The sequence below is a fragment of the Clostridium sp. AF23-6LB genome, from assembly GCF_003461085.1.
Taxonomy (GTDB): Bacteria; Bacillota; Clostridia; order Lachnospirales; family Lachnospiraceae; genus Coprococcus; species Coprococcus ammoniilyticus.
This window is the reverse complement of record NZ_QTWK01000001.1, coordinates 460498-482447: the sequence shown is the minus strand read 5'-3', so window position 1 is coordinate 482447 and position 21950 is coordinate 460498. Positions and strand designations below refer to the sequence as shown.

Annotated in this window: 20 protein-coding genes; 13 read left to right on the top strand and 7 right to left on the bottom strand. The window is 43.0% G+C overall.

The features are described 5' to 3' along the window. The first annotated feature begins 103 nt into the window (after positions 1-103). The 3 genes from DWY07_RS02090 to aguB all read left to right on the top strand — a co-directional run bounded on the left by DWY07_RS02090 (position 104) and on the right by aguB (position 4110). Complete coding sequence (locus DWY07_RS02090; protein WP_117785683.1) at positions 104-1459, top strand: Na+/H+ antiporter NhaC family protein; 1356 nt, start codon at positions 104-106, stop codon at positions 1457-1459. 20 nt (positions 1460-1479) lie between these two features. After that, on the top strand, positions 1480-3129 hold the full coding sequence (locus tag DWY07_RS02085) for an amidohydrolase (protein WP_117822091.1): 1650 nt from the start codon (positions 1480-1482) through the stop codon (positions 3127-3129). A 126-nt stretch (positions 3130-3255) separates the two neighbouring features. Further along, positions 3256-4110, top strand: a complete 855-nt coding sequence (gene aguB, locus DWY07_RS02080) for an N-carbamoylputrescine amidase (RefSeq protein ID WP_117822090.1) — start codon at positions 3256-3258, stop codon at positions 4108-4110. Here the strand turns inward: aguB and DWY07_RS02075 are convergent, their stop codons facing one another. Further along, positions 4111-4395 carry a DUF1294 domain-containing protein gene (locus tag DWY07_RS02075; protein ID WP_117822089.1) on the bottom strand — a complete coding sequence of 95 codons (285 nt, stop codon included), beginning with the start codon at positions 4393-4395 and terminating at the stop codon, positions 4111-4113. Between the two features lie 194 nt (positions 4396-4589). Here DWY07_RS02075 and DWY07_RS02070 point away from each other — a divergent pair, with 194 nt between their 5' ends. The 6 genes from DWY07_RS02070 (at position 4590) to pnuC (ending at position 10321) form a co-directional block, all read left to right on the top strand. After that, on the top strand, positions 4590-5093 hold the full coding sequence (locus DWY07_RS02070) for a GNAT family N-acetyltransferase (protein WP_117822088.1): 504 nt from the start codon (positions 4590-4592) through the stop codon (positions 5091-5093). 285 nt (positions 5094-5378) lie between these two features. After that, positions 5379-6062, top strand: coding sequence for a hypothetical protein (locus tag DWY07_RS02065; RefSeq protein WP_021944933.1), 684 nt, complete (start codon positions 5379-5381; stop codon positions 6060-6062). Positions 6063-6080: 18 nt separating this feature from the next. Continuing rightward, a complete protein-coding gene (gene glgB / locus DWY07_RS02060) occupies positions 6081-8552 on the top strand; it encodes a 1,4-alpha-glucan branching protein GlgB (protein ID WP_117822087.1) in 2472 nt (823 codons plus the stop codon). Between the two features lie 60 nt (positions 8553-8612). Then, on the top strand, positions 8613-9161 hold the full coding sequence (locus DWY07_RS02055) for a GNAT family N-acetyltransferase (RefSeq protein ID WP_117822086.1): 549 nt from the start codon (positions 8613-8615) through the stop codon (positions 9159-9161). Positions 9162-9296: 135 nt separating this feature from the next. After that, positions 9297-9497 (top strand): cold-shock protein, encoded by a 201-nt coding sequence (locus tag DWY07_RS02050; RefSeq protein ID WP_008402657.1) that lies wholly within the window; start codon positions 9297-9299, stop codon positions 9495-9497. Positions 9498-9640: 143 nt separating this feature from the next. Next, the gene (gene pnuC, locus DWY07_RS02045) at positions 9641-10321 is read left to right on the top strand and encodes a nicotinamide riboside transporter PnuC (protein ID WP_021944930.1); all 681 of its coding nucleotides are present in this window, start codon (positions 9641-9643) and stop codon (positions 10319-10321) included. Positions 10322-10592: 271 nt separating this feature from the next. Here pnuC and DWY07_RS02040 read toward each other — a convergent pair whose 3' ends face one another. The 4 genes from DWY07_RS02040 to DWY07_RS02025 are packed head-to-tail and all read right to left on the bottom strand — an operon-like array spanning position 10593 to position 13602. After that, on the bottom strand, positions 10593-11528 hold the full coding sequence (locus DWY07_RS02040) for a thiamine pyrophosphate-dependent enzyme (RefSeq protein WP_008402654.1): 936 nt from the start codon (positions 11526-11528) through the stop codon (positions 10593-10595). 14 nt (positions 11529-11542) lie between these two features. Next, complete coding sequence (gene porA, locus DWY07_RS02035; RefSeq protein WP_117822085.1) at positions 11543-12724, bottom strand: pyruvate ferredoxin oxidoreductase; 1182 nt, start codon at positions 12722-12724, stop codon at positions 11543-11545. Continuing rightward, entirely contained in the window at positions 12725-13027 is a 303-nt protein-coding gene (locus DWY07_RS02030) for a 4Fe-4S binding protein (RefSeq protein WP_008402652.1), read from the bottom strand. Then, a complete protein-coding gene (locus tag DWY07_RS02025) occupies positions 13027-13602 on the bottom strand; it encodes a 2-oxoacid:acceptor oxidoreductase family protein (RefSeq protein WP_008402650.1) in 576 nt (191 codons plus the stop codon). The genes DWY07_RS02030 and DWY07_RS02025 overlap by 1 nt, the downstream gene beginning before the upstream one ends. A gap of 292 nt (positions 13603-13894) precedes the next feature. On the opposite strand from DWY07_RS02025, the gene DWY07_RS02020 reads away from it, so the two are divergent. The 3 genes from DWY07_RS02020 (at position 13895) to DWY07_RS02010 (ending at position 18408) form a co-directional block, all read left to right on the top strand. Further along, complete coding sequence (locus DWY07_RS02020; protein ID WP_181983869.1) at positions 13895-15076, top strand: transglutaminase domain-containing protein; 1182 nt, start codon at positions 13895-13897, stop codon at positions 15074-15076. Between the two features lie 120 nt (positions 15077-15196). Beyond that, a complete protein-coding gene (locus tag DWY07_RS02015) occupies positions 15197-17488 on the top strand; it encodes a hydratase (protein WP_117822083.1) in 2292 nt (763 codons plus the stop codon). A gap of 77 nt (positions 17489-17565) precedes the next feature. Beyond that, positions 17566-18408 carry a deoxyribonuclease IV gene (locus tag DWY07_RS02010; protein ID WP_117822082.1) on the top strand — a complete coding sequence of 281 codons (843 nt, stop codon included), beginning with the start codon at positions 17566-17568 and terminating at the stop codon, positions 18406-18408. Positions 18409-18563: 155 nt separating this feature from the next. Here DWY07_RS02010 and DWY07_RS02005 read toward each other — a convergent pair whose 3' ends face one another. Both DWY07_RS02005 and DWY07_RS02000 read right to left on the bottom strand, forming a co-directional pair. Then, the gene (locus DWY07_RS02005) at positions 18564-19499 is read right to left on the bottom strand and encodes a stomatin-like protein (RefSeq protein WP_117822081.1); all 936 of its coding nucleotides are present in this window, start codon (positions 19497-19499) and stop codon (positions 18564-18566) included. A 54-nt stretch (positions 19500-19553) separates the two neighbouring features. After that, positions 19554-20003 (bottom strand): NfeD family protein, encoded by a 450-nt coding sequence (locus DWY07_RS02000; protein ID WP_117822080.1) that lies wholly within the window; start codon positions 20001-20003, stop codon positions 19554-19556. Positions 20004-20375: 372 nt separating this feature from the next. Here DWY07_RS02000 and DWY07_RS01995 point away from each other — a divergent pair, with 372 nt between their 5' ends. Then, entirely contained in the window at positions 20376-21833 is a 1458-nt protein-coding gene (locus DWY07_RS01995; RefSeq protein WP_242997290.1) for an AI-2E family transporter, read from the top strand. Positions 21834-21950 lie beyond the last annotated feature (117 nt).

The window sequence follows — 21950 nt, the reverse complement described above, 5'->3', positions numbered from 1 at the left end:
AAAGCAGTTGATACGAAGGCGTATCTGCAATGCTATAAGGCATTGCGGATGCGCTTTTTGTTGTTTTATAAGGAAAAATACAAAACGGAAAGGAAGAATGGTTATGACACATGGCTTGGTGGCACTGTTAATAGTGCTGATCGTAATTGTCGGTTCGATACTGACACATCGCTGCGAAGAATTTATGATCGGGGGTTCTCTGGTCGGCGCGGCAGTTTTATTTAAAGGTTCATTTCTGACACAATGGTGTACGATGCTTCAGGAGACGATTTCGGAAAATGTCTGGATCGTTGTAGTATGCGGATTGTTCGGCAGCCTGATCGCCTTACTTCAGACAGCAAAGGGAAATTATGGTTTTTCTAAGCTGGTTTCCAAATTATGTAATTCAGAGCGAAAGACATTACTTACCACATTTATACTTGGTATATTGATCTTTGTAGATGATTATCTGAACGTTTTATCGATCGGTGCCTGTATGAAGGGTGTTTACGATAAACGTAAGATACCGAGAGAGACACTGGCGTTCATGCTGGATTCCACAGGTGCTCCGGTCTGTGTACTTCTTCCGTTTTCAACATGGGCAGTTTTCTATGCAAGTCTGTTCATTGATCAGCCGAGTGTACAGGCATATGGATTCACCTCCGGTATGAAAGCGTACTTAAGTGCCATTCCATTTTGTTTTTATCCAATCATTATATTATTGATCGTATTTTTATTCTGTATGGGAATCATGCCAAAGCTTGGTGGTATGAAGAAAGCATATAAGCGAGTAGAGGAGACCGGCAAGGTCTACAGTGATGCCAGCAGAAAGTACAATCATGAAAACCGTGCAGGTTATGAAGAAGACGGAAATATCTGGGATTTCGTTATTCCGATGGCAGTCCTTGTAGCGATCGCCATTATCACAGGTGATCTTCTTCTGGCAGTTGTTCTTGCGATCGCATGTTGTATGCTGATGTATCTTCCAAGAAAGGTTATAGCTGTAAATGAATTCTTTGGTGTGATCGTAAAGGGATTTGCGGATATGCTTCCAACCCTTACCTTACTGGTACTTGCGTTCTTATTGCAGAAGGTAACAGAACAGCTTAACATGACAGATTATATAATCGATCTTGCACAGCCATTATTAACAGGCTCTCTGTTCCCGATGATCACATTTATCCTTGTTGCGGCGCTTTGTTTTGCAACCGGATCCTTCTGGGGCATGAGTGCAGTCGTTGCACCGATCGTATTCCCGCTTGGCGCAGCAATCTCCGCAAACCCGGTTCTGATCATGGCAGCAATTATCTCCGGTGGTGCATTTGGAAGCCATGCATGCTTCTACTGTGATGCAACGCTTCTGTCATCGAACAGTGCAGGCATTGATAATATGGAACATGCAGTATCCCAGCTCCCATATGTTATGATCGCAGCTATGTTGTCAATCGTTGGCTTCCTGATCTGTGGATTTATAGTTTAGAGTAAAAGGGGGCATGTGATATGGCAGAATATATTATAAAGAGCCGGGCAGTATTTGATGGTCGGGCGGATAGCTGTAAGCCGCTTGCTGTCTGGATCAAAGATGACAGGATAAAGAAGCTCCTGCCATATGATGAGACAAATGCCGTTCCGGCGGATGTTCCGATATACGATATGGGTGACAAGCTTGTCATGCCATCCTTTATCGATGCACATACCCATATATTTACCGGAGCGGTAGCCGCAAGTGAATATGTATGCAACACGTTGGATGCCTGCCATTCGGAACAGGAATGTGTGGAGCAGATGGCAGCATATGTAAAGGCGCATCCCGGACAGAAGCGAATCCGCGGAACTGGATGGTTTATCGGGAACTGGACGGAGGATCGTATGCCGGACAAACGAAGTCTGGATGCATATTTCCCGAATACTCCAGTATATCTGGAATGTGCGGATGCACACAGCATGTGGCTGAATTCAGCAGCACTTGCTGAAGCCGGGATCAGACCGAATCCCGATTTGGCAAATGGCATGATCGAGACTTACCCGGATGGAGAGCTTACCGGAATGTTGATCGAACCGGAAGCCTATGCGCCCGCCATGGAAAAGTTCATGGATTTTACGGATGAAGAAATGACAGAAATACACAGACATTTCAAACAGGTACTTGCGGAGAACGGAGTTGCAGGCTTAAGTGAGATGTTTGCAGAAGATTATACAGAAGAGACTTATAAGAAATATGAATTGCTGAAAAAGCTGGATGATGAAGAAGGGCTGTATGCAGATGTATATGTCTACACGAAGTTATTTGGCTATACCTCATTTGAAAAGTTCTTTGAGATGAAGGAAAAACTGGATTCCAGACATTTTCAGATCACCGGTTTAAAGGGGTTTATTGATGGGGTGACGGAGACTTATACCGGACTGCTCTTAGAGCCATATACAGACCGCCCGGATACCTGTGGGGAGAAACTTCCGCTCTGGCCGAGAGCGAAGATGCAGGAGGAGATCACTGCGGCAAATGAGGCAGGCATACAGGTCAGACTTCATTGTATCGCAGATGGTTCTGTGCGCATGGCGCTTGATATGTACGAGGAAGCGGAAAAAAGAACCGGAAGAAAGGATCTCAGAAATACGATCGAGCATATCGAAAATATTCATCCCGATGATATCAGGAGATTCAAGGAATTGGATGTCGTAGCATCGATGCAGCCATATCATCTGATCCTGTCCAATAATGATAAGATCGTGCGGCTTGGAAAGAAGCGGTGCAGATATGAATGGCCGATGAAAAGTATCACGAATACAGGAGCGGCATTTGCAGTCGGAACGGATTACCCGGTTGTGGGATTAGATCCATTTCAGACAATCTATGCGGCAGTGATCAGAAAGGATGCAGACGGAAGAATATCCGGTCAGAATCCGTGGGAGGCCATTGATATGGCGACAGTCTTAAAAGGATATACCTACGGAGCTGCTTACGTCTATCAGGCAGAAGACCGAACCGGTTCGATCGAAGAAGGCAAATGTGCAAATCTCATCGTGCTGGATCAGAATCTGTTTACGATCGATCCGGAGATGATACCGGATACCAAAGTGCTATGGAATATATTTGAGGGTCAGACGATATATGACAGACTGAATAATCTGGCAGGTGCGAGTGGAATATAAGCTGTTGAAAACAGACAACCGACAGATGATAGATTTGACGGATGTAAGTAGAAGGTAAGCCGGAAATCAATGGCAGAAAATATAGGATAAAGAAATAAGATGTTCTGATAACAGGAGGATATGAGTATGAGAAAGGTAAAGGTAGCGGCTACACAGATGAGCTGTAGCTGGAATAGAGAAGAAGTGTTAGACAAGGCGGAGAAGCTGGTTCGGAAGGCAGCAGCAGAAGGAGCAAATATTATCTTGTTACAGGAATTGTTTGAAACTCCGTATTTCTGTCAGAAGCAGAAATTCGAATATTTTGATCTGGCAAAGCCACTTTCAGAAAATGCGGCAGTAAAACGATTTACCGAGGTTGCAAAAGAGCTTCAGGTTGTTCTGCCGATCAGCTTTTATGAAAAGGCGGGAAATACAGCATTTAATACAATAGCGATCATTGATGCAGATGGAACGATCCTTGGAACATATCGTAAGACCCATATCCCGGATGGACTTCCATATGCGGAGAAGTTTTATTTTACACCGGGAGATACCGGATTTAAGGTATGGAAGACAAAATATGCAGATATCGGCGTTGGCATCTGCTGGGATCAATGGTTCCCGGAGGCTGCCAGAAGCATGGCACTTCTTGGTGCAGAGCTGTTGTTCTATCCGACTGCGATCGGAAGCGAGCCTACATTAAACATTGATTCCAAGTCACACTGGCAGCATGCAATGCAGGGACATGCAGCAGCAAATATCATGCCGGTGATCGCATCGAACCGTATCGGAACAGAGACAGATGATGAGTCTTCGATGACATTTTACGGTTCTTCCTTTATCGCAGATCAGACCGGAACAATCGTGGAGGAGGCAGACCGTGAGACAGAATCTGTGCTTGTCCATGAATTTGATCTGGATGCGATCGCACAGATGCGTAGAGAATGGGGCGTGTTCCGTGACCGCAGACCGGAGATGTACGGAACTTTGATGCACCATTAATTAAAGACATTTTATGTATAAGATCACACACATAAGTTCAAGAATGAAGATTGCAGGAAGCCCAATGTAGAATTTGGGCTTCCTGATTTTATGTCGGAACAATAGCATACCAAGAACCGCACCAAAGATTCCGAATACACCGGCAAGGATCAGGTGGGCTTCCGGGATGCGCCACTTGTGGTGGATGGCTTTCCATTTGTCGATGCCATACAGGAAAAATACGATCAGATTGATCAGGATATATGTACTTAAGAATAAATGATCTTTTATCAGTTCAAATAACATATGTGGTTGTACTCCTTTCATCCGTACAGACTGCTTTCACAGAGGAGAAGTTCGTTCCTTCGCAGTTTCCAGTCAAGCAGATTTTCATTATATGCATTTTAAGATGATTTTTGTGGATTGTCTATATTTATATTCTTGAAGCCTGTTTGATACGGGCTTATAATGATGCATAAAATAAGAAAGAAGGACGAAAGATGAATATACAGATCAGAGAATATAAAGATTCAGACATACAGGAGATGAACCGCATCTGGAACCGTGTGGTAGATGATGGAGTTGCTTTTCCACAGGAGGATGACCTGACAGAGGAGACAGGCAGGGGATTCTTTGCAGGCCAGACCTATACTGCGGTGGCAGAGGATACAGACACAGGAAAGGTGCTCGGACTTTATATCCTGCATCCAAATAATGTCGGACGCTGCGGTCATATCTGCAATGCCAGCTATGCGGTAGATGCGGATGTAAGAGGATTTCATATCGGAGAGAAGTTGGTGTCTGACTGTCTGGTACAGGCAAAGGCGTATGATTATCTGGTGCTGCAGTTTAATGCGGTGGTGGCTACAAATGTGCATGCAAGACACCTCTATGAGAGGCTTGGATTTACGCAGCTTGGAACGATTCCGGGTGGTTTTCGCATGAAGGCTGGACACTATGAGGACATCTGCCCATATTACTTTGACCTGAGAACGCTACATTAGATAATTACAGCATGCAGTTAAATGTTTTGTATCGGAACATTTAAAATATTAGCATGCTGCAATTATCTTATCTGCCAAGTCTTTACGGATCAAAGTAATATGTTTAACAAAATATAATTTAAGAGCTAAGACAGTATGTGGCAGAAATATATAATGAAGAAAGCAGTATGTTTTCTTTACACAAGTCAATTAAAATGGTAAAATAATTAATGTGCGTAATAAGAACGATATAATTTATTTGATGTGTCAAATAAGACTTTAGAATAGAAATCAGGATAGATAATCATGTTTAAATATAGATTTTTTCAGGTGATCCTTGCGATCGCAGTTGTAATGCTGATCGTGTCGTCTGCGGTGTTTATCTCATTCCAGGGAGTGAATATCAGTGAGGCAGAGTACACATCAGAGATGACCGGACGAACATTTGAGACAGATGGAGCAGATGGTTCGGAAACTGCTCTGACGGAGTTCGAGGCGTGGCTGGAGTACAGCATCATTGCGGATGGACTGAAGGAAACCGGAAATAATGTTGATTTTGATAAGGGAAATGTGAAGCTTTGCGACTATAACCTGACGCAGCTTAGACAGTTGAAGAAGGTGAAGGATGAGGCGAAACGAATGATGTTCCTGTCGGTGATCCTGCTTATCATAGGATTTCTGGCAGTAAAGAAAAGACGAATGTATGAGTGTGTCGTATGGGGCGGCGTTGCAGCAAGTGTGATCGGAATAGTATCACTGATCCTGCTCGCGGTATCCGGAAGCGGCATTTTCTATGGCGTTCGTGAGATGGTATTTAAAGGCAGGTATGATGTATTTTTCTCAGGGGATGACAGACTGATCGCGCTGATCCCGGATAATCTGGGACTTCGGATGTTCCTGATCTATACAGGAGTGATACTTGCCGGACTTGTTATTACGATCATAGTACGACTGATAAGCTGGCGAAAGACACAGCCACACAAATTCTAATATATTCAGGAGGGTTATATGAACAAGAGAATCAACGATTGGATCAACTGGGTACTGTATGATGAACTGATCGCAGGTAAACTGAATGCACCAAAGCATCTGCTGGGTATTCATGAATATGGGGAAGGACAGATCATCACAGCCTATCGTCCACATGCGGTGGAAGTGAAGGTTACATCCAGAACAGGTAAAAAAGTTCATACGATGGAGAAGGTAACGGATGAGGGATTTTATGCGATCTTTTTCCCTAAGAAGGAATTTAGCGGAACAAAATACAATCTGGTGACAACTTATGAGGATGGAACGACTGTTACGACAGCAGATCCATATGCATTTGACAGCCAGATTTCAGATTTTGATTCTTATTTATTTGCAGAAGGCAAGCACTACGAGATCTATAATAAATTTGGAGCACATCCGATGACGATCGATGGCGTAAAGGGAACCTATTTTGCAGTATGGGCTCCGGACGCGCGGAGAGTCAGCGTTGTCGGTGATTTCAATATGTGGGATGGTAATTTACATCCGATGCAGCTTCGACCAAACGGTGGAATCTATGAGCTGTTTATTCCAAATGTGCTTTCCGGCGCAGTATACAAATACCAGATTTTGACCCGTTATGATGAGATCTTATATAAGAGTGATCCATACGGAAATCAGGCACAGATGCGTCCGGACAATGGTTCGGTTGTTGCAGATCTGACGACCTACAAGTGGAAGGATATTGCATGGATAAATAAGAGAAAAACCTACAGCAGAACAGATCGCATGAAGATGCCGATGACCATCTATGAGATGCATCTCGGTTCATGGAGAAAGAAAGTTGAAGACGATGACAGCGGCTTCTTCAGTTATAGAGAGTTAGCTCCGATGGTTGCGGATTATGTAAAGGATATGGGCTATACACATGTGGAGATCATGGGTATCGCAGAGTATCCGTTTGATGGTTCCTGGGGCTATCAGGTAACGAATTATTATGCACCGACATCCAGATACGGATCGCCGGAAGATTTCATGTATTTTATTGACTATTTACATAGTAAGGGAATCGGTATCATCTTAGACTGGGTACCTGCACATTTCCCGAAGGATGCACACGGACTTGGCAGATTTGATGGTATGCCGCTCTATGAGCATCCGGATCCAAGAAGGGGCGAGCATCCGGATTGGGGTACTTATATTTTTGATTATGGCAGAGCAGAGGTTGCAAACTTCCTGATCGCAAATGCACTTTTCTGGGTAGAGAAGTTCCATATCGATGCGTTACGGGTAGATGCTGTTGCATCCATGTTATATTTGGACTATGGTAAGCAGGATGGACAGTGGCTTCCAAATGAAAATGGCGGCAATGAGAATCTGGATGCAATTAAGCTACTGCAGAATATTAATGCAGTTATGGAAGAAAAGAATCCGGGAGCATTCCTGATCGCAGAGGAATCAACTGCATGGGCCGGTGTGACTGCTCCGGCATCCATGAACGGACTTGGCTTCCTGTTCAAATGGAATATGGGATGGATGAATGACTTCCTCGAGTATATGAAGATGGATCCATATTTCAGAAGCTTTAACCATAACAAGCTGACCTTCAGCTTATCCTATACATATGCAGAGAATTATGTTCTTGTCATTTCACATGATGAGGTCGTACATCTGAAATGTTCAATGATCAATAAGATGCCGGGAAGCGAACCTCAGAAATTTGCAAATCTTCGTCTGGCATATGGTTATATGTATGGCCATCCGGGCAAAAAGCTGTTATTCATGGGTCAGGAATTTGCACAGCCGCGCGAGTGGAGCGAGGCAAGAAGTCTTGACTGGTTTGTCCTTGACAATCCGTTGAATCAGGGTGTACAGCGTTGGGTAAAAGCGTTAAATAATCTGTACAATGCGAATGATGCGTTATATGCAAATGACAGCGATGTGATGGGCTTTGAGTGGATCGACTGTGACCATCCGGATAAGGGTGTGGTTTCATTTATCCGTCGAGGTTCTACACCGAGTAAGCAGTTGTTATTTATCTGCAATTTCGTGCCGGTTGAATATGATAATTATGAAGTTGGAGCACCTTGCTTCACAACATATAAAGAAGTCCTGAATTCCGACGACGTACAATTTGGCGGAGCAGGAAGATTAAACAGTGGTAAGATCAAGGCTATCGATAAGAAGACAGAACGTATGCCTTATTCGATCAGTGTAACAGTACCGCCACTTTCTACTGTTGTTCTGGAATATGATTACACCGATGTAACACCGGAGGATATTCTGAAGAAGAAAGAGGCAGAAAAGAAAGCGGCAGCAGCAAAACGCGCGGCTGAGAAGAAAGCGGCTGCGAAGAAAACTGCAACGGAAAAGAAGGATGTAGAGACGACGGAAGTTGTAAAAAAGGAGCCGGAGAAGAAGACGGCTGCGACAAAGACAAAAGAAACAGTAAGTAAGACAAAGCCTGCACAGACAAAAGCGGCAGTTTCAAAGAAGACTACTAAGAAATAATAAAAAATGCTGGATCGTACTTGTGCGGTTCAGCATTTTTTGTAGGCATAAGGAGAAGACATGAAGATAGAAAAAGTAAGTACAGCGGATGCGGAGGAGCTTCTCACAATCTATGCACCCTATGTAGAAGAAACAGCAATATCATTTGAATATGAAGTACCGTCTGTAGATGAATTCAGGAACAGGATCGAGCAGATCTCAGCAAAGTATCCATACATAAAGGCAGTCGTGGATGGGAAAATCGCAGGCTATGCATATGCAGCAGGTTTCAAAGACAGAAAGGCATATGACTGGTCAGTGGAAACAACGATATATATCCGAAAAGACTGCAGGCAGCTGGGGCTTGGCAAAGCCCTATATGAGAATCTGGAAAAACTACTGAAGGAAATGGGAATCCTGAACATGAATGCCTGTATCGCAAGTCCGGCAGCAGAGAGCGGACATCTGACGGATGACAGTTACAGATTCCATAAAAAAATGGGCTTTACGCTGGTTGGGCGTTTTCATAACAGCGGCTATAAGTTTGGTGAATGGTACGATATGATCTGGATGGAGAAGATGATCGGCGAGCACGAGAAGGATATGCCGGATGTAAGATTTGGTCAATGAAAAAGAAATTTATAAAAAACACTTGCAAAAAGATAATCCAAGCAATATAATACAGGAGAAGTGCAAAGAGGCACAGAGCGAGAAGCTCTGTGCCTCTTTAGTTTTCCAGGTATTAAGTTTTAGGAGGAAATTCAAATGAAAACAGGTACAGTAAAATGGTTTAATGCAAAAAAGGGATATGGATTTATCAGCGATGAGAATGGTGATGACATTTTTGTACATTTCTCAGCTTTAAATATGTCTGGTTTCAAAGTATTGGAGGAAGGCGATAAAGTTGAGTTCGAAGTAATTGAGGGAGAAAAAGGACCTCAGGCTGCAAATGTAACAAAGCTGTAAGCTGATACATAATGAAGATACCTCATGACAGATCATCGGTACTCAGAATTTTGAGAACCGATGATCGCCATGGGGTATTTTTTTGCGGATTCTTGCGGAAATTATGATTATATATTAGAATAGCGGCACAGGAGAAAGAAAACATGAACAATCCAATAAAAGAATTAACAAAGAAGGAATGGATCATCTGGTTAGGATCTATTTGTATCGTATGCGTATCGAACTTGCTGACAACAGATTTTGATCTGCTGACTCTGGTAGCTGCATTAGTGGGTGTAACTTCGCTGATCTTTGCAGCAAAGGGAAATGTATGGGCACAGATCCTGATGGTGATATTCAGCATCCTTTATGGGATCATTTCCTACCGGTTCCATTACTGGGGCGAGATGATTACATATCTTGGCATGACAATGCCTATGGCGATCTGGTCTACGATCACATGGCTCCAGAATCCTTCCGGCGGAAACGGAAATGTCGTAAAGATCCAGAAGCTGAACCGGAAGCACATCATAGGGCTTATTATATCCGGCGCGATCGTAACGGCAGTATTTTATTATATTTTAGTTGTATTCGATACCCCGAATATTATATTCAGCACCATATCGATCATAACCAGTTTTCTGGCAGCAGCACTTACGATGCTCCGTTCCTCGTATTATGCAGTATGGTATGCGGCAAATGATATCGTGCTGATCATTTTATGGGTGCTGGCATCCATGAAGAATCCTGCCTATATCCCGGTCGTTGTGAATTTCGGTATCTTCTTTATCAATGATATGTATGGCTATATCAGTTGGAAAAGGCGGGAACGGATACAGCTGTAAAATGCAGAAAAAGTGGGTTGTTGGTACTATTACTTTACACAAGAGAGTTTGTAGCTGTGGAGCTGAAGAAGTTATCGACTAATAAAAAACAGAATCCCCGCTATGGTGTGTTTTACTATTTATAAAGCAAGCCTTTGGGAGCGTCGGTTCTTAGTGAGTCGCTATATGCGACGAACTTTTCATAGGTATGGAATAGTGAGACAGGCAGAAAATAAATCAGCCCTTGGGGTATATTATAACCCCAAGGACTGATTTATTTTCGTATGTGTGATTAGTTCTTCGAACAGCGGAACAGCAGATCCTCCCAACGGCGATCCACTTCCTCCTGATACTGAACGAGTAAATGCTCATTTTCAGGCTTGAACAAATGCTTGAAACGACCCTGTGTCCGTAAGAAGTCCTCGATCGGAAGCTTCTTCTTAGGAGAATAGCTTAAGATCCATTTGCCTTCGATGACTTCAAATAAAGGCCAGTAGCAGGTCTCAACCGCCAGCTTACAGATATCCATGATCTGTTCGGTAGGATAACGCCAGCCACGAGGACAAGGAGCCATAACATTTAAGAAAGCAGCACCCGGTGTGTAGATGGCTTTTTCGGATTTCTCATAGATATCACGCATATTACCAAGCAGAGTAGTCTGACCGACATAAGGGATATCATGAGCTGCCATAACCTGTGCCAGATCCTTACGGTTCTGCATCTTACCATTTGACTGGGAACCGACAGGAGTGGTAGTTGTATCTGCATACATCGGAGTAGCAGAAGAACGCTGGATACCGGTATTCATGTAAGCACCGTTATCGTAGCAGACATATACCATGTCATGACCACGCTCCATAGCACCGGATAAAGACTGAAGACCGATATCGTAAGTACCGCCGTCACCGCCAAATGTTATGAATTTATATGTTTCATCTAATTTACCCTTTTTCTTTAATACATGATAAGCAGTTTCTACACCGGAAAGGGTAGCGCCTGCATTTTCAAATGCGTTATGAATGTAACTGTCTTCATAAGCAGTATATGGATACATGAAGGTGGAAACCTCCAGACATCCGGTAGCGTTACCGATAACTGCTTTGTCACCCTCATGAAGGGCACGGAGTACATTACGAACTGCGATCGTACCGCCACAGCCTGCACACATTCTATGACCCGGAGCAAGACGCTCAGGCTTGTTCATTACTTCTTTAAAATTATATGCCATTTTGTCTTACCTCCTTACTTTCTAAGTCCAATATACTGATACTGTGGAATGGTCTTGCCCTGCTCGATCATTTCCTCTAACTGGTTAAATACATCGGTTGCTTCCACTGTTGTATAATCTCTGCCACCAAGACCGTAGATATAGCTGACAGCCTTTGTAGAAGCTCCGATATCATACAGGTGCTCCTTGATCTCAGCGGATAAAGGACCGCCGCCTGCACGGAAGCCTTCGGAACGGTCTAAGATCGCAACTGCTTTTGTATGAGTCAGCGCCTTTGCAATTTCTTCACCGGGGAATGGACGGAAGACACGGAGCTTTAATAAGCCGACCTTCTTGCCCTGTGCGCGCAATGCATCGATTGCTTCTTTTGTCGTTCCTGCTGCGGAACCGATCATAACGATCGCATAATCAGCATCTTCTAATTTATATTCCTCAAAGAAGCCGTACTGTCTGCCGGAGATCTTTGCGAAATCATTCGCAACATCCAGGATCACCTGCTTGGCATTCTTCATACCTTCGTTCTGATTCATTTTGGATTCCATATAGAATGGAGAAGTTGCATATGGACCGACTGCCATAGGCATCTTTGGATTCAACAGGTACTGTTCCGGATTGTATTCACCGACAAATGCTTTTACCTTGTCATCCTCTAACAGTTCGATATTCTCAACTGCGTGGCTGGTGATGAAACCATCCTGACAGATCATGATCGGAAGACGGACATCCTTGTGTTCTGCGATCCGGTAAGCCTGTACGAAATTATCATAAGCTTCCTGATTATTCTCTGCATAGATCTGGATCCATCCGGTATCTCTTGCACCCATACTGTCTGAGTGGTCGCAGTTGATATTGATCGGGCCGGATAAAGCTCTGTTTACAAGAGCCAGTGCAATCGGCAGACGATTGGAAGCTGCAACATAGAGCTCCTCCCACATCAGCGCCATACCGCAGGAAGAGGTTGCTGTTAAGACACGGCAACCGGCAGCACTTGCACCGATCGCAGCACTCATAGCACTGTGCTCACTCTCGACCGGAATAAACTCTGTATCGATCTCACCGTTTGAAATATATGTAGAAACAAACTGTGGAATCTCTGTAGAAGGGGTGATCGGGAATGCCGGCATGACATCCGGGTTGATCTGCTTGATCGCATAAGACACCGCTTCATTTCCTGATAAACGTTCTCTGATACCCATTTATTTGCCCTCCTTCATCGTAATAGCACCAAACTTACACTGATAAGCACAGATACCGCAGCCCTTGCAGTGGTTCAGATCGAAGTCAAGGCGTTTGCCGCCTACGACCGGGATGCAGCTGTCCGGACAGACCGGTGCACATAACAGACAGTGTACACATTTGCTCTCATCTATGACGGGAGTAGCAGTTCTCCATTCACCTGTGTTAAATGCTTTGGAAGTACCACCGCCGTACACATGGTTACCGGGTGTGATTTCTGTATATTTACTTTTTTCATGTATTCTGCTGATATCTGTTCTCATTACTTGGTTACCTCCTTAAATGCAAGCTCAAGGGCTTTCATATTTCCATCGATAACCTCAGGCTTCTTTGCAAATTTGTGCTGATAGGAAAGTCTCATATCTGCAAGGAAATCATCCTGCTCCATGATACCGCTGACTGCAACGATAGCAGCAAGCATAGGAGAATTCGGGAAGTTCCTGCCGAGTGTCTGCATCGAGATCTCCCGGGCATCTAATGTATAAACTTTTCCTTTGTAGCCATTTAAATGAGGACGAACCTCATCCGGTGTCTTTGGGGTGTTAATGACGATCGCACCATCTTCTTTTAATCCGGCGGTTACATCCACGGATTCCAAGAGGGACTCGTCAACGACAACAACATACTGTGGGGTGTAGATATTGGAATGAACGCGGATCGGATCGCTGCTGATTCTGTTATAAGCAGTGATCGGCGCACCCATTCGCTCCGGACCATATTCCGGAAAACCCTGAACGTATTTTCCTGTTTTAAAAGCTACGTCTGCAAGCAGCAGAGCAGCAGTTTTGGCACCCTGGCCGCCCCGGCCATGCCATCTGATCTCAATCGTATCTTTCACTTTTTAATCTCTCCTTGTGACTATAAACGCATCGATATGTCAGAATGAATATAGAAATGATTTCCCCTATTATTTCAGACAAATAGAAGGTTTATTGAAAAAAATTCTTAATAAAACGTAGACTTTTTTATTATATCATGTATAAATAAGAAGTAAATAAAAATTTTTTTGTAAATAAGAGAAGAAATTTGAACGAATAAAAGACGGAAAAGTGCAGATAACAGAATTTCGTCATAATGAAAAATGAGGTATAATGAATCGCACCAAGAATGTAAAAAAAGAGGAGAGAAAAATGTCAAAGGGGAAAAAAGTAAAGATCGTAATTGAGGGAATCATTCTGTTGTTTATTGTTTACTGTGTCGTTTTAAAGATGCTGCCGGTATCGACAGGAAGACTGTCAACATACGAAGAGATCAATGATGCAGTAGCAACAGCCGCTTCAAGGTATAAGAATACGGTTACGCTAAAGACAACAGGGGAACCGTATATGGATTATCAGTCGGTCCTTGACAAGCTGATGGAAAAGAATATGTATGCAGGTGGAGAATTCTATGCATTTTCTTATGTATATACGCCGGATTCAGGTGGAGAAAAGGTAGCGGTAAGGATCAGTCATATGAGCCGGTTAAAAAGCTTTCTTGTATTTATCCGTTCCGGTCAGATTTCGGGGAAGATAAAGGGGCTGTCAGATTACGAGAAAGTGAAAGCGGTACATGATTATATTATCTTACATAATGAATATAACCGCTCATCCGGTGGTGCATGTAATACTCTGTACAGAGGAGATTCGGCATGTAACGGATATGCGCTGGCATTTTATATCATTATGAAAAAGGCCGGAGTCCCTGTTACCTGTGAATACGGTTATGGACTGGAATCCGAGCATCTGTGGAATCGGGTTCAGGTGGATGGACACTGGTATAATATCGATCTGACATGGGATGATCTTGGTGGACAGAATGTCGGATATGATTATTTCCTTAAATCTGATGCGGACTGGCAGGGACATGATCATGGCGGTTCCGATGCAGAAGTTTCTATGGATGTGACAGGAAAGACGGCAGCGGAATATTATAGAATGTTCCCGAATTATAATGCGATCATGATCTGGTCGATCATCGGAGTGATCGCAGCAGGGTTTGCATTATATATCTGGCTGCTTGACCGGAAGATGAAACGGAAGAAGTTAGAGAAAGCCCGTCTGGAAGCACAGGAGGAAGCGCAGAGAATGGAAGAACTCCATAAGAGAATGCAGGTGGTTACAGGTGCATTTACAGATGAAGCGACCGTTCCGGCGAATGAAAATGCGGTCACGGACTATCAGACAGCACCATATACAACACAGATGGCAGAGAACGTAGATGAGACTATCATGAATCATGAACAACCTCAGACTGCGGATCTTTCTGAAAGTGCTTCACAGAATAAAAGCAGTGGTGCTCATTCGGGGTTCCGGTTGAAGCAGGATGATTAAAAATATAATAATGAAAACTTTCATCGGCATAGTTGTTCACAACTATGCCGATTTGTGTTAAAATAAACAGCGATTGACAAAATGAGAAAAAGAATCACCAACAAATCAGGAGGAAATAGAATGATTAAATTATTTGACAATGGTGCTTATCTTTTAAATGGCACAGAGCTTGTAGAAGACAATGCCGATGCAAATGCGATCCTTACACAGAAGTTAGGTACAGCTCCATCCAAGGAAGAAGCTGCAAAGAATACTATGGCATACGGTATCCTGGAGAAGCACAACACATCTGACAATATGGACAATCTTAAGATTAAATTCGATAAGATGACCTCTCATGATATAACATTTGTAGGTATCATCCAGACAGCAAGAGCTTCAGGACTGAAAGAATTCCCGATTCCTTATGTCCTTACAAACTGTCATAACTCCTTATGTGCAGTTGGTGGTACGATCAATGAGGATGATCACATGTTTGGCCTTTCCTGCGCAAAGAAATTCGGTGGTGTCTATGTTCCGCCTCATCAGGCTGTTATCCATCAGTTCGCAAGAGAAATGCTTGCAGAATGTGGTGCAATGATCCTTGGTTCTGACAGCCATACCCGTTATGGTGCGCTCGGTACAATGGCGATCGGCGAAGGCGGCGGAGAGCTTGCAAAGCAGCTCTTATGCAGAACTTACGATGTAGCTAAGCCCGGTGTAGTAGCAATCTATCTGGACGGAGAAGTTGCAAAGGGAGTAGGTCCTCAGGACGTTGCTCTTGCGATCATCGGTGCAACCTTCCAGTGTGGTTATGTTAAGAATAAGGTAATGGAGTTCGTAGGACCTGGTGTTGATAAATTATCTGCTGATTTCCGTATCGGTATCGATGTAATGACAACCGAGACAACCTGCCTGTCCTCTATCTGGAAGACAGATGAGAAGATCAAGGAGTGGTATGATACACACTATAGACCGGAAGCATACAAGGAAATGAATCCGGGCCCAGTTGCTTACTATGATGGCGTTGTATATGTGGATCTGTCAAAGGTAAAACCAATGATCGCTATGCCATTCCATCCAAGCAATACATATACAATTGAAGAATTAAATGCAAACCTGATGGACATCTTAGACGACTGCAAGAAGCGCGCACTGGTTAGTCTGGACGGTAAGGTTGACTTCACATTAAAGGATAAAGTCCGTGATGGCAAGTTATATGTAGAACAGGGAATCATTGCCGGATGTGCCGGTGGTGGATTCGAGAACATCTGTCAGGCAGCGGATATCATCCGTGGAAGAAGCATCGGTGCAGATGAATTTACATTATCTGTATACCCTGCATCAACTCCTATCTATATGGAGCTTGCAAAGAACGGTGTACTGGCTGACCTGATCGAGACAGGTACGATCGTTAAGACAGCATTCTGCGGTCCTTGCTTTGGTGCCGGAGATACACCTGCAAATAATGCATTATCAATCCGTCATTCAACCAGAAACTTCCCGAACCGTGAAGGCTCCAAGATCCAGAATGGTCAGATCTCATCCGTTGCACTTATGGATGCACGATCGATCGCAGCGACAGCAGCTAACAAGGGATACCTTACAGCAGCTACAGATCTGGATGTTGAATACAAGGGACAGAAATATTTCTTCGATAAGAGCATTTATGACAGACGAGTTTACAATGGTGTCGGCAAGGCTGATCCATCTGTTGAGATCAAGTTTGGTCCGAATATCAAAGACTGGCCGGAGATGATCGCACTGACAGACAACCTGTTATTAAAGGTTGCATCTGTTATTAACGATCCTGTAACAACTACAGATGAACTTATTCCATCTGGTGAGACATCTTCCTATCGTTCAAATCCGCTGGGACTTGCTGAGTTCACTTTATCCAGAAAAGATCCTGAATATGTAGGCCGTGCAAAGGCAATTCAGGCAGTTGAGAAGAAGAGAGAAGAACTTGGATGCTTCTGCAAGGCAGATGAATCCATGAAGCCTATGATGAAAGAAATCAAAGCAAAATTTGCAGATCGTGAGGTCACAGGTTCCAATACCGGTTACGGCAGTACGATCTTTGCTGTAAAGCCGGGTGACGGTTCTGCCAGAGAGCAGGCTGCTTCCTGCCAGAAGGTACTTGGCGGCTGGGCAAATATTGCTAAGGAATATGCAACAAAGCGTTACAGATCCAACCTGATCAACTGGGGTATGCTTCCATTCATCATGGAGGAAGATTTCGCATTTGACAATGATGATTATGTATTCATTCCGGGTATCCGTGAGGCTGTTCAGAATAAGGACGAGATCATCAAGGCATATGTTGTAAATAAAGACTTCAAGGAATTAGATCTGAAGCTTGGAAGCCTGACCGATGATGAGAGACAGATCATTATGGATGGTTGCCTGATCAACTACTATAAGAACAATTAAGAATCAGAAAATGATATAGATACAAAAAAGCCGGAGTGATCCGGCTTTTTTGTTAAGTACAATATAGGAGAAACAACATGATATATATAGGAAATCACCTGTCGTCCTCCAAAGGCTTTGAGGCGATGGGAAAGGCGGCATTAAAACTTGGTGCAAATACATTTGCATTTTTTACAAGAAATCCACGGGGCGGAAAGGCGAAAGAAATCGATCCGGCAGATGCGGAACGGTTACGTTCCCTGATGGAGGAGCATCATTTTGGAAAACTGATCGCACATGCACCATATACGATGAATGTCTGTGCAGCAAAACCGGATATTCGGGAGTTCTCATGGAATATCCTAAAGGATGATATGGAGCGGATGGAGTATCTTCCGGGAAATTATTATAATTTCCATCCGGGTGCACATGTTGGTCAGGGGGCAGAAGAAGCCATACCGGTAATTGCTGACGCATTAAATCATGCGATCAAACCGACTCAGAGTACAGTCGTATTACTTGAAACAATGGCAGGCAAAGGCTCGGAAGTCGGAAGAAATTTTAAAGAACTGGAACGTATCATAGAGCTTGTTGACTGCAAGGATAAGATCGGGGTATGCTTTGATACCTGTCATACATGGGATGGTGGTTATGATCTTGTGGAAGATCTGGATGGTGTACTTCACACGTTTGATCAGATCATCGGACTTGACCGTTTAAAAGCTGTTCATCTAAATGACAGCATGAATGTGAGAGATTCACACAAAGACCGACATCAGAAGATCGGAGAGGGTGAGATCGGAGCAGAAGCATTAAAACGGATCGTAACGCATCCATTGCTTGCAGGCAGACCGTTTATCTTAGAAACACCAAATGATGATGCCGGATATGCAAGAGAGATAGCAATGATAAAGAGCTGGGCGGATGAAAGCATGGAGTAATTGTAAGGATAACAGATAAAATAAAAACTGCCACTATCAGAATGGTTACCCAATAATGGCTCGATTCTGACAGTGGCTGTTTTTAATATTAACAGATAATTTTTATAATTACGGATGAACTGCATTTTTGTAATTAGCAATGAATCAGTTCAAGCTTATTTCTCTGTTTTCACTAACTCTGATAATGAAGTTGCAAGTCCTGCAACACCCTGAATATCAGATGGAATGATGATCTTGGTTGACTTGCCGTCAGCAGCCTTTGCGAAAGCTTCCAGACTCTTGATCGTAAGAACCTGATTCGATGGGGCAGATTCATTTAAGAGACGAATACTGTCTGCATTTGCCTGCTGTACAGCGAGGATAGCCTGTGCCTGACCTTCAGCTTCACGGATTGTTGCTTCCTTCTTAGCTTCTGCACGAAGGATCTGTGACTGCTTCTCAGCTTCGGCTTCCAGGATAACAGACTGTTTATTACCTTCTGCAATAAGGATTGCAGATTTCTTTTCACCTTCGGCTTTCAGGATTTGTTCACGTCTTTCACGTTCTGCCTTCATCTGTTTTTCCATGGCATCCTGAATTGCTGCAGGTGGGATAATATTCTTTAACTCAACACGGTTTACTTTGATGCCCCAAGGATCCGTTGCTTCGTCCAGGGTAGCACGCATCTTTGTGTTGATTGTCTCTCTGGATGTCAGTGTCTGGTCAAGTTCGAGATCACCGATGATGTTACGGAGAGTAGTGGCTGTCAGGTTTTCGATTGCCATGATTGGATTTTCAACACCGTAGCAGAAAAGCTTTGGATCTGTGATCTGGAAGAAAACGACAGTATCGATTCTCATTGTAACATTGTCTTTTGTGATAACCGGCTGTGGAGCGAAGTCTACAACCTGTTCCTTTAAGGTAACACGACGTGCGATCTTGTCGATAACAGGCATCTTCATATGAAGACCTACGGACCATGTACCGCAGTAGGTTCCCAGACGTTCGATAACGTAAGCATGTGCCTGTGGGACGATCTTGATTGTGCTGCAGATAATAATGATAGCAATGAATACTAAGATAATTACCAGCCATGTGAGTGGTGAATCCATAATAAGTACCTCCTTTAAGTGGCGACAGATATAGTATCTGTCAAATTAAATAAATTATATTCTGCTGACAATAAGTTTTACGCCGGAAACCTCATTGATCGTGACTTCGGTTCCCTGGGGAATAATATCAGTTTCATCAGCAGCACGTGCGGTCCATTCGAGACCATTTACTTTTACCTGTCCGGTGGCTTTTAGATTATCAATGGTTTCAGATACGATCACCTGTTTGCCGACCAGACTTTCGACATTTGTTTTTTCCATATCGGATAATTTGAAATGTTTTAAAGCCACAGGCCTTGTAGTAAACAGAAGAACTAATGAAATAACTGCAAAGATCAATATCTGGATGATCAGTGATGTACCAAAGAATACAGAGATCGCAGATACCAAAGCTCCTCCCGCGAACCAGATGGTTGTAAGTCCGAGAGTAATGATTTCGATAATTATACAGACCATAAAGATAATGGACCAGATAATTAATTGACAGATTAATTCATTTTCCATAAGAACACCTCCTTTATGCCTCCCCGGTCTTAGGCAAAATAAGTTTTGTGGTTTGTTAAGAACCCTTAAACATGTCACCATTTTACTATGTAACTAAAATATCGACAATGCTTTTTTCAAAAATATAGGGTTATTTAAGGTTCATTTTTTGAACGATTCCGGATTTGGTAAAGTCATGGTTAAATCTATTTTAAATCTATTAAAAATAGGAAATGCTATTGCCTGACTTTTTGAAACAGTATATAATTTTTTCAGGTTGTTTATAATTATATGTAAGAATAAATCCATTGATGTGTTGTTACAGGAATGGAATGAAACGACATATCCGATGTTGGGTTTTGAATGCGGAAAGGGAAAGGTTATCAGACAAAATTGGGAAATGAAAAAAAAAGACGGCTGTTTAAGGCGGGAACGATCATATTTCTGGTAATTGCAGCAGCGCTTGTATTTAATAAGATATTGGAGGAGTGGACAGGCTTTCGGAAGGTACTGGATACGATAACCGGGGCGGCAGCACCGATTATAATTGGTTTTGTGATCGCTTTTTTGTTGAATCCGGTGCTTATCTTTTTTGATCGCTTGTGTCATACGATCTTACAGGATCGGGTGATCAAAGACAAGAAAAAACTGTTTCATGTATCAAGAGCCATATCAATCATTATAACGATCATTTTGTTCCTTGGTCTGCTCACGGGTTTGATCTGGATGGTAGTGCCACAGGTCATCGACAGTATCAATCTTCTTATATCCAATATGGATAATTACTATAATAATATCATGAAGGCGATCAATACCATTTATGATAAATTCAAGAACCTTGGCGAATCCGAAGAAATGGTAATGAATGTCGTAAACACTGTATATGACCGCTTACAGAAATGGGTAAATACAGATGTTGTTCCGAATCTGGATAAGATTGTATTGAATATCAGCTCCGGTGTTGTGGGCGGATTGAAGTTCATTTATAATTTCCTGATCGGTATTGTAGCATCTATCTATGTGATGGCGAATAAGGAATATTTGGCTTCCAGAGGCAAGAAAATCGTCTATGCACTGTTTAAACTGAAAAACGCGAATATCATTCTGGATGGACTTGCAAGTGTAAATAAGATATTCAGTCAGTTTATCAATGGTAAGATCGTGGATTCGATCATAATCGGGATTATAACATTTATTTTGACAACGATCGTAGATATGCCATATGCATTGCTGATCAGTGTTATCATTGGTGTGACAAATGTAATTCCGTTTTTTGGTCCGATCATCGGTGCGATCCCATGTGTGTTTATTGTTCTGATCGCAGATCCAATCAAGAGTATCATATTGCTTATCATGATCCTGTGTATTCAGCAGTTTGATGGAAATATTTTAGGACCAAAGATCCTTGGTGATGTAACGGGACTTTCCAGCTTCTGGGTTCTGACCGCGGTTATCGTAGGCGGTGGTATCTTCGGATTCTACGGAATGTTACTGGGTGTTCCGGTATTTGCATGTATCTACATGTATATCAATAAGACATGTACCGACAAGCTGGAAAAGAAGCATATGGTATCGGTGTCCTCGGAATTTGAGCGGATCAAACGGATCGATGAAGAAACCGGAAAGCCAGTCTATCTGACAGAGGAAGAGGAGGATATCCGTTTTCATAAAAAAACTCCGGAGGAAAAAGCAGCCGCAAAGGCAGAGCGCGAAGCAAAGAGGCATGCGAAGAAGCTTTATCAGCAGATTGAGAAAGTGATGCATGCAGAGAAAGCAGATGATCAGTTGGCTGCAACGAAGCATGAAGCGGAAAAACAGAGCAGTGATGACGACAAAGATGATCAAATGTAGGAAACGTGGCATATTCAGAAATGACAGGGCACATATAGTGTAGCTTTATGTGATAGAATAAGCCGGCAGATTTCTGTGGGGTAAATACCCGGTTAGAGATTTGCCGGCGTTCCTTTT

Excerpts from the sequence above, each read along its gene's own strand:
- DWY07_RS02085 (WP_117822091.1), top strand. The coding sequence starts at position 1,480 with ATGGCAGAATATATTATAAAGAGCCGGGCAGTATTTGATGGTCGGGCG.
- DWY07_RS02010 (WP_117822082.1), top strand. The coding sequence starts at position 17,566 with ATGATATATATAGGAAATCACCTGTCGTCCTCCAAAGGCTTTGAGGCG.
- DWY07_RS02055 (WP_117822086.1), top strand. The coding sequence starts at position 8,613 with ATGAAGATAGAAAAAGTAAGTACAGCGGATGCGGAGGAGCTTCTCACA.
- DWY07_RS02075 (WP_117822089.1), bottom strand. The coding sequence starts at position 4,395 with ATGTTATTTGAACTGATAAAAGATCATTTATTCTTAAGTACATATATC.
- DWY07_RS02000 (WP_117822080.1), bottom strand. The coding sequence starts at position 20,003 with ATGGAAAATGAATTAATCTGTCAATTAATTATCTGGTCCATTATCTTT.
- DWY07_RS02020 (WP_181983869.1), top strand. The coding sequence starts at position 13,895 with ATGTCAAAGGGGAAAAAAGTAAAGATCGTAATTGAGGGAATCATTCTG.
- glgB (WP_117822087.1), top strand. The coding sequence starts at position 6,081 with ATGAACAAGAGAATCAACGATTGGATCAACTGGGTACTGTATGATGAA.
- pnuC (WP_021944930.1), top strand. The coding sequence starts at position 9,641 with ATGAACAATCCAATAAAAGAATTAACAAAGAAGGAATGGATCATCTGG.
- porA (WP_117822085.1), bottom strand. The coding sequence starts at position 12,724 with ATGGGTATCAGAGAACGTTTATCAGGAAATGAAGCGGTGTCTTATGCG.
- DWY07_RS02090 (WP_117785683.1), top strand. The coding sequence starts at position 104 with ATGACACATGGCTTGGTGGCACTGTTAATAGTGCTGATCGTAATTGTC.
- aguB (WP_117822090.1), top strand. The coding sequence starts at position 3,256 with ATGAGAAAGGTAAAGGTAGCGGCTACACAGATGAGCTGTAGCTGGAAT.
- DWY07_RS02030 (WP_008402652.1), bottom strand. The coding sequence starts at position 13,027 with ATGAGAACAGATATCAGCAGAATACATGAAAAAAGTAAATATACAGAA.
- DWY07_RS02005 (WP_117822081.1), bottom strand. The coding sequence starts at position 19,499 with ATGGATTCACCACTCACATGGCTGGTAATTATCTTAGTATTCATTGCT.
- DWY07_RS02050 (WP_008402657.1), top strand. The coding sequence starts at position 9,297 with ATGAAAACAGGTACAGTAAAATGGTTTAATGCAAAAAAGGGATATGGA.
- DWY07_RS02070 (WP_117822088.1), top strand. The coding sequence starts at position 4,590 with ATGAATATACAGATCAGAGAATATAAAGATTCAGACATACAGGAGATG.
- DWY07_RS02040 (WP_008402654.1), bottom strand. The coding sequence starts at position 11,528 with ATGGCATATAATTTTAAAGAAGTAATGAACAAGCCTGAGCGTCTTGCT.
- DWY07_RS02015 (WP_117822083.1), top strand. The coding sequence starts at position 15,197 with ATGATTAAATTATTTGACAATGGTGCTTATCTTTTAAATGGCACAGAG.
- DWY07_RS02065 (WP_021944933.1), top strand. The coding sequence starts at position 5,379 with ATGTTTAAATATAGATTTTTTCAGGTGATCCTTGCGATCGCAGTTGTA.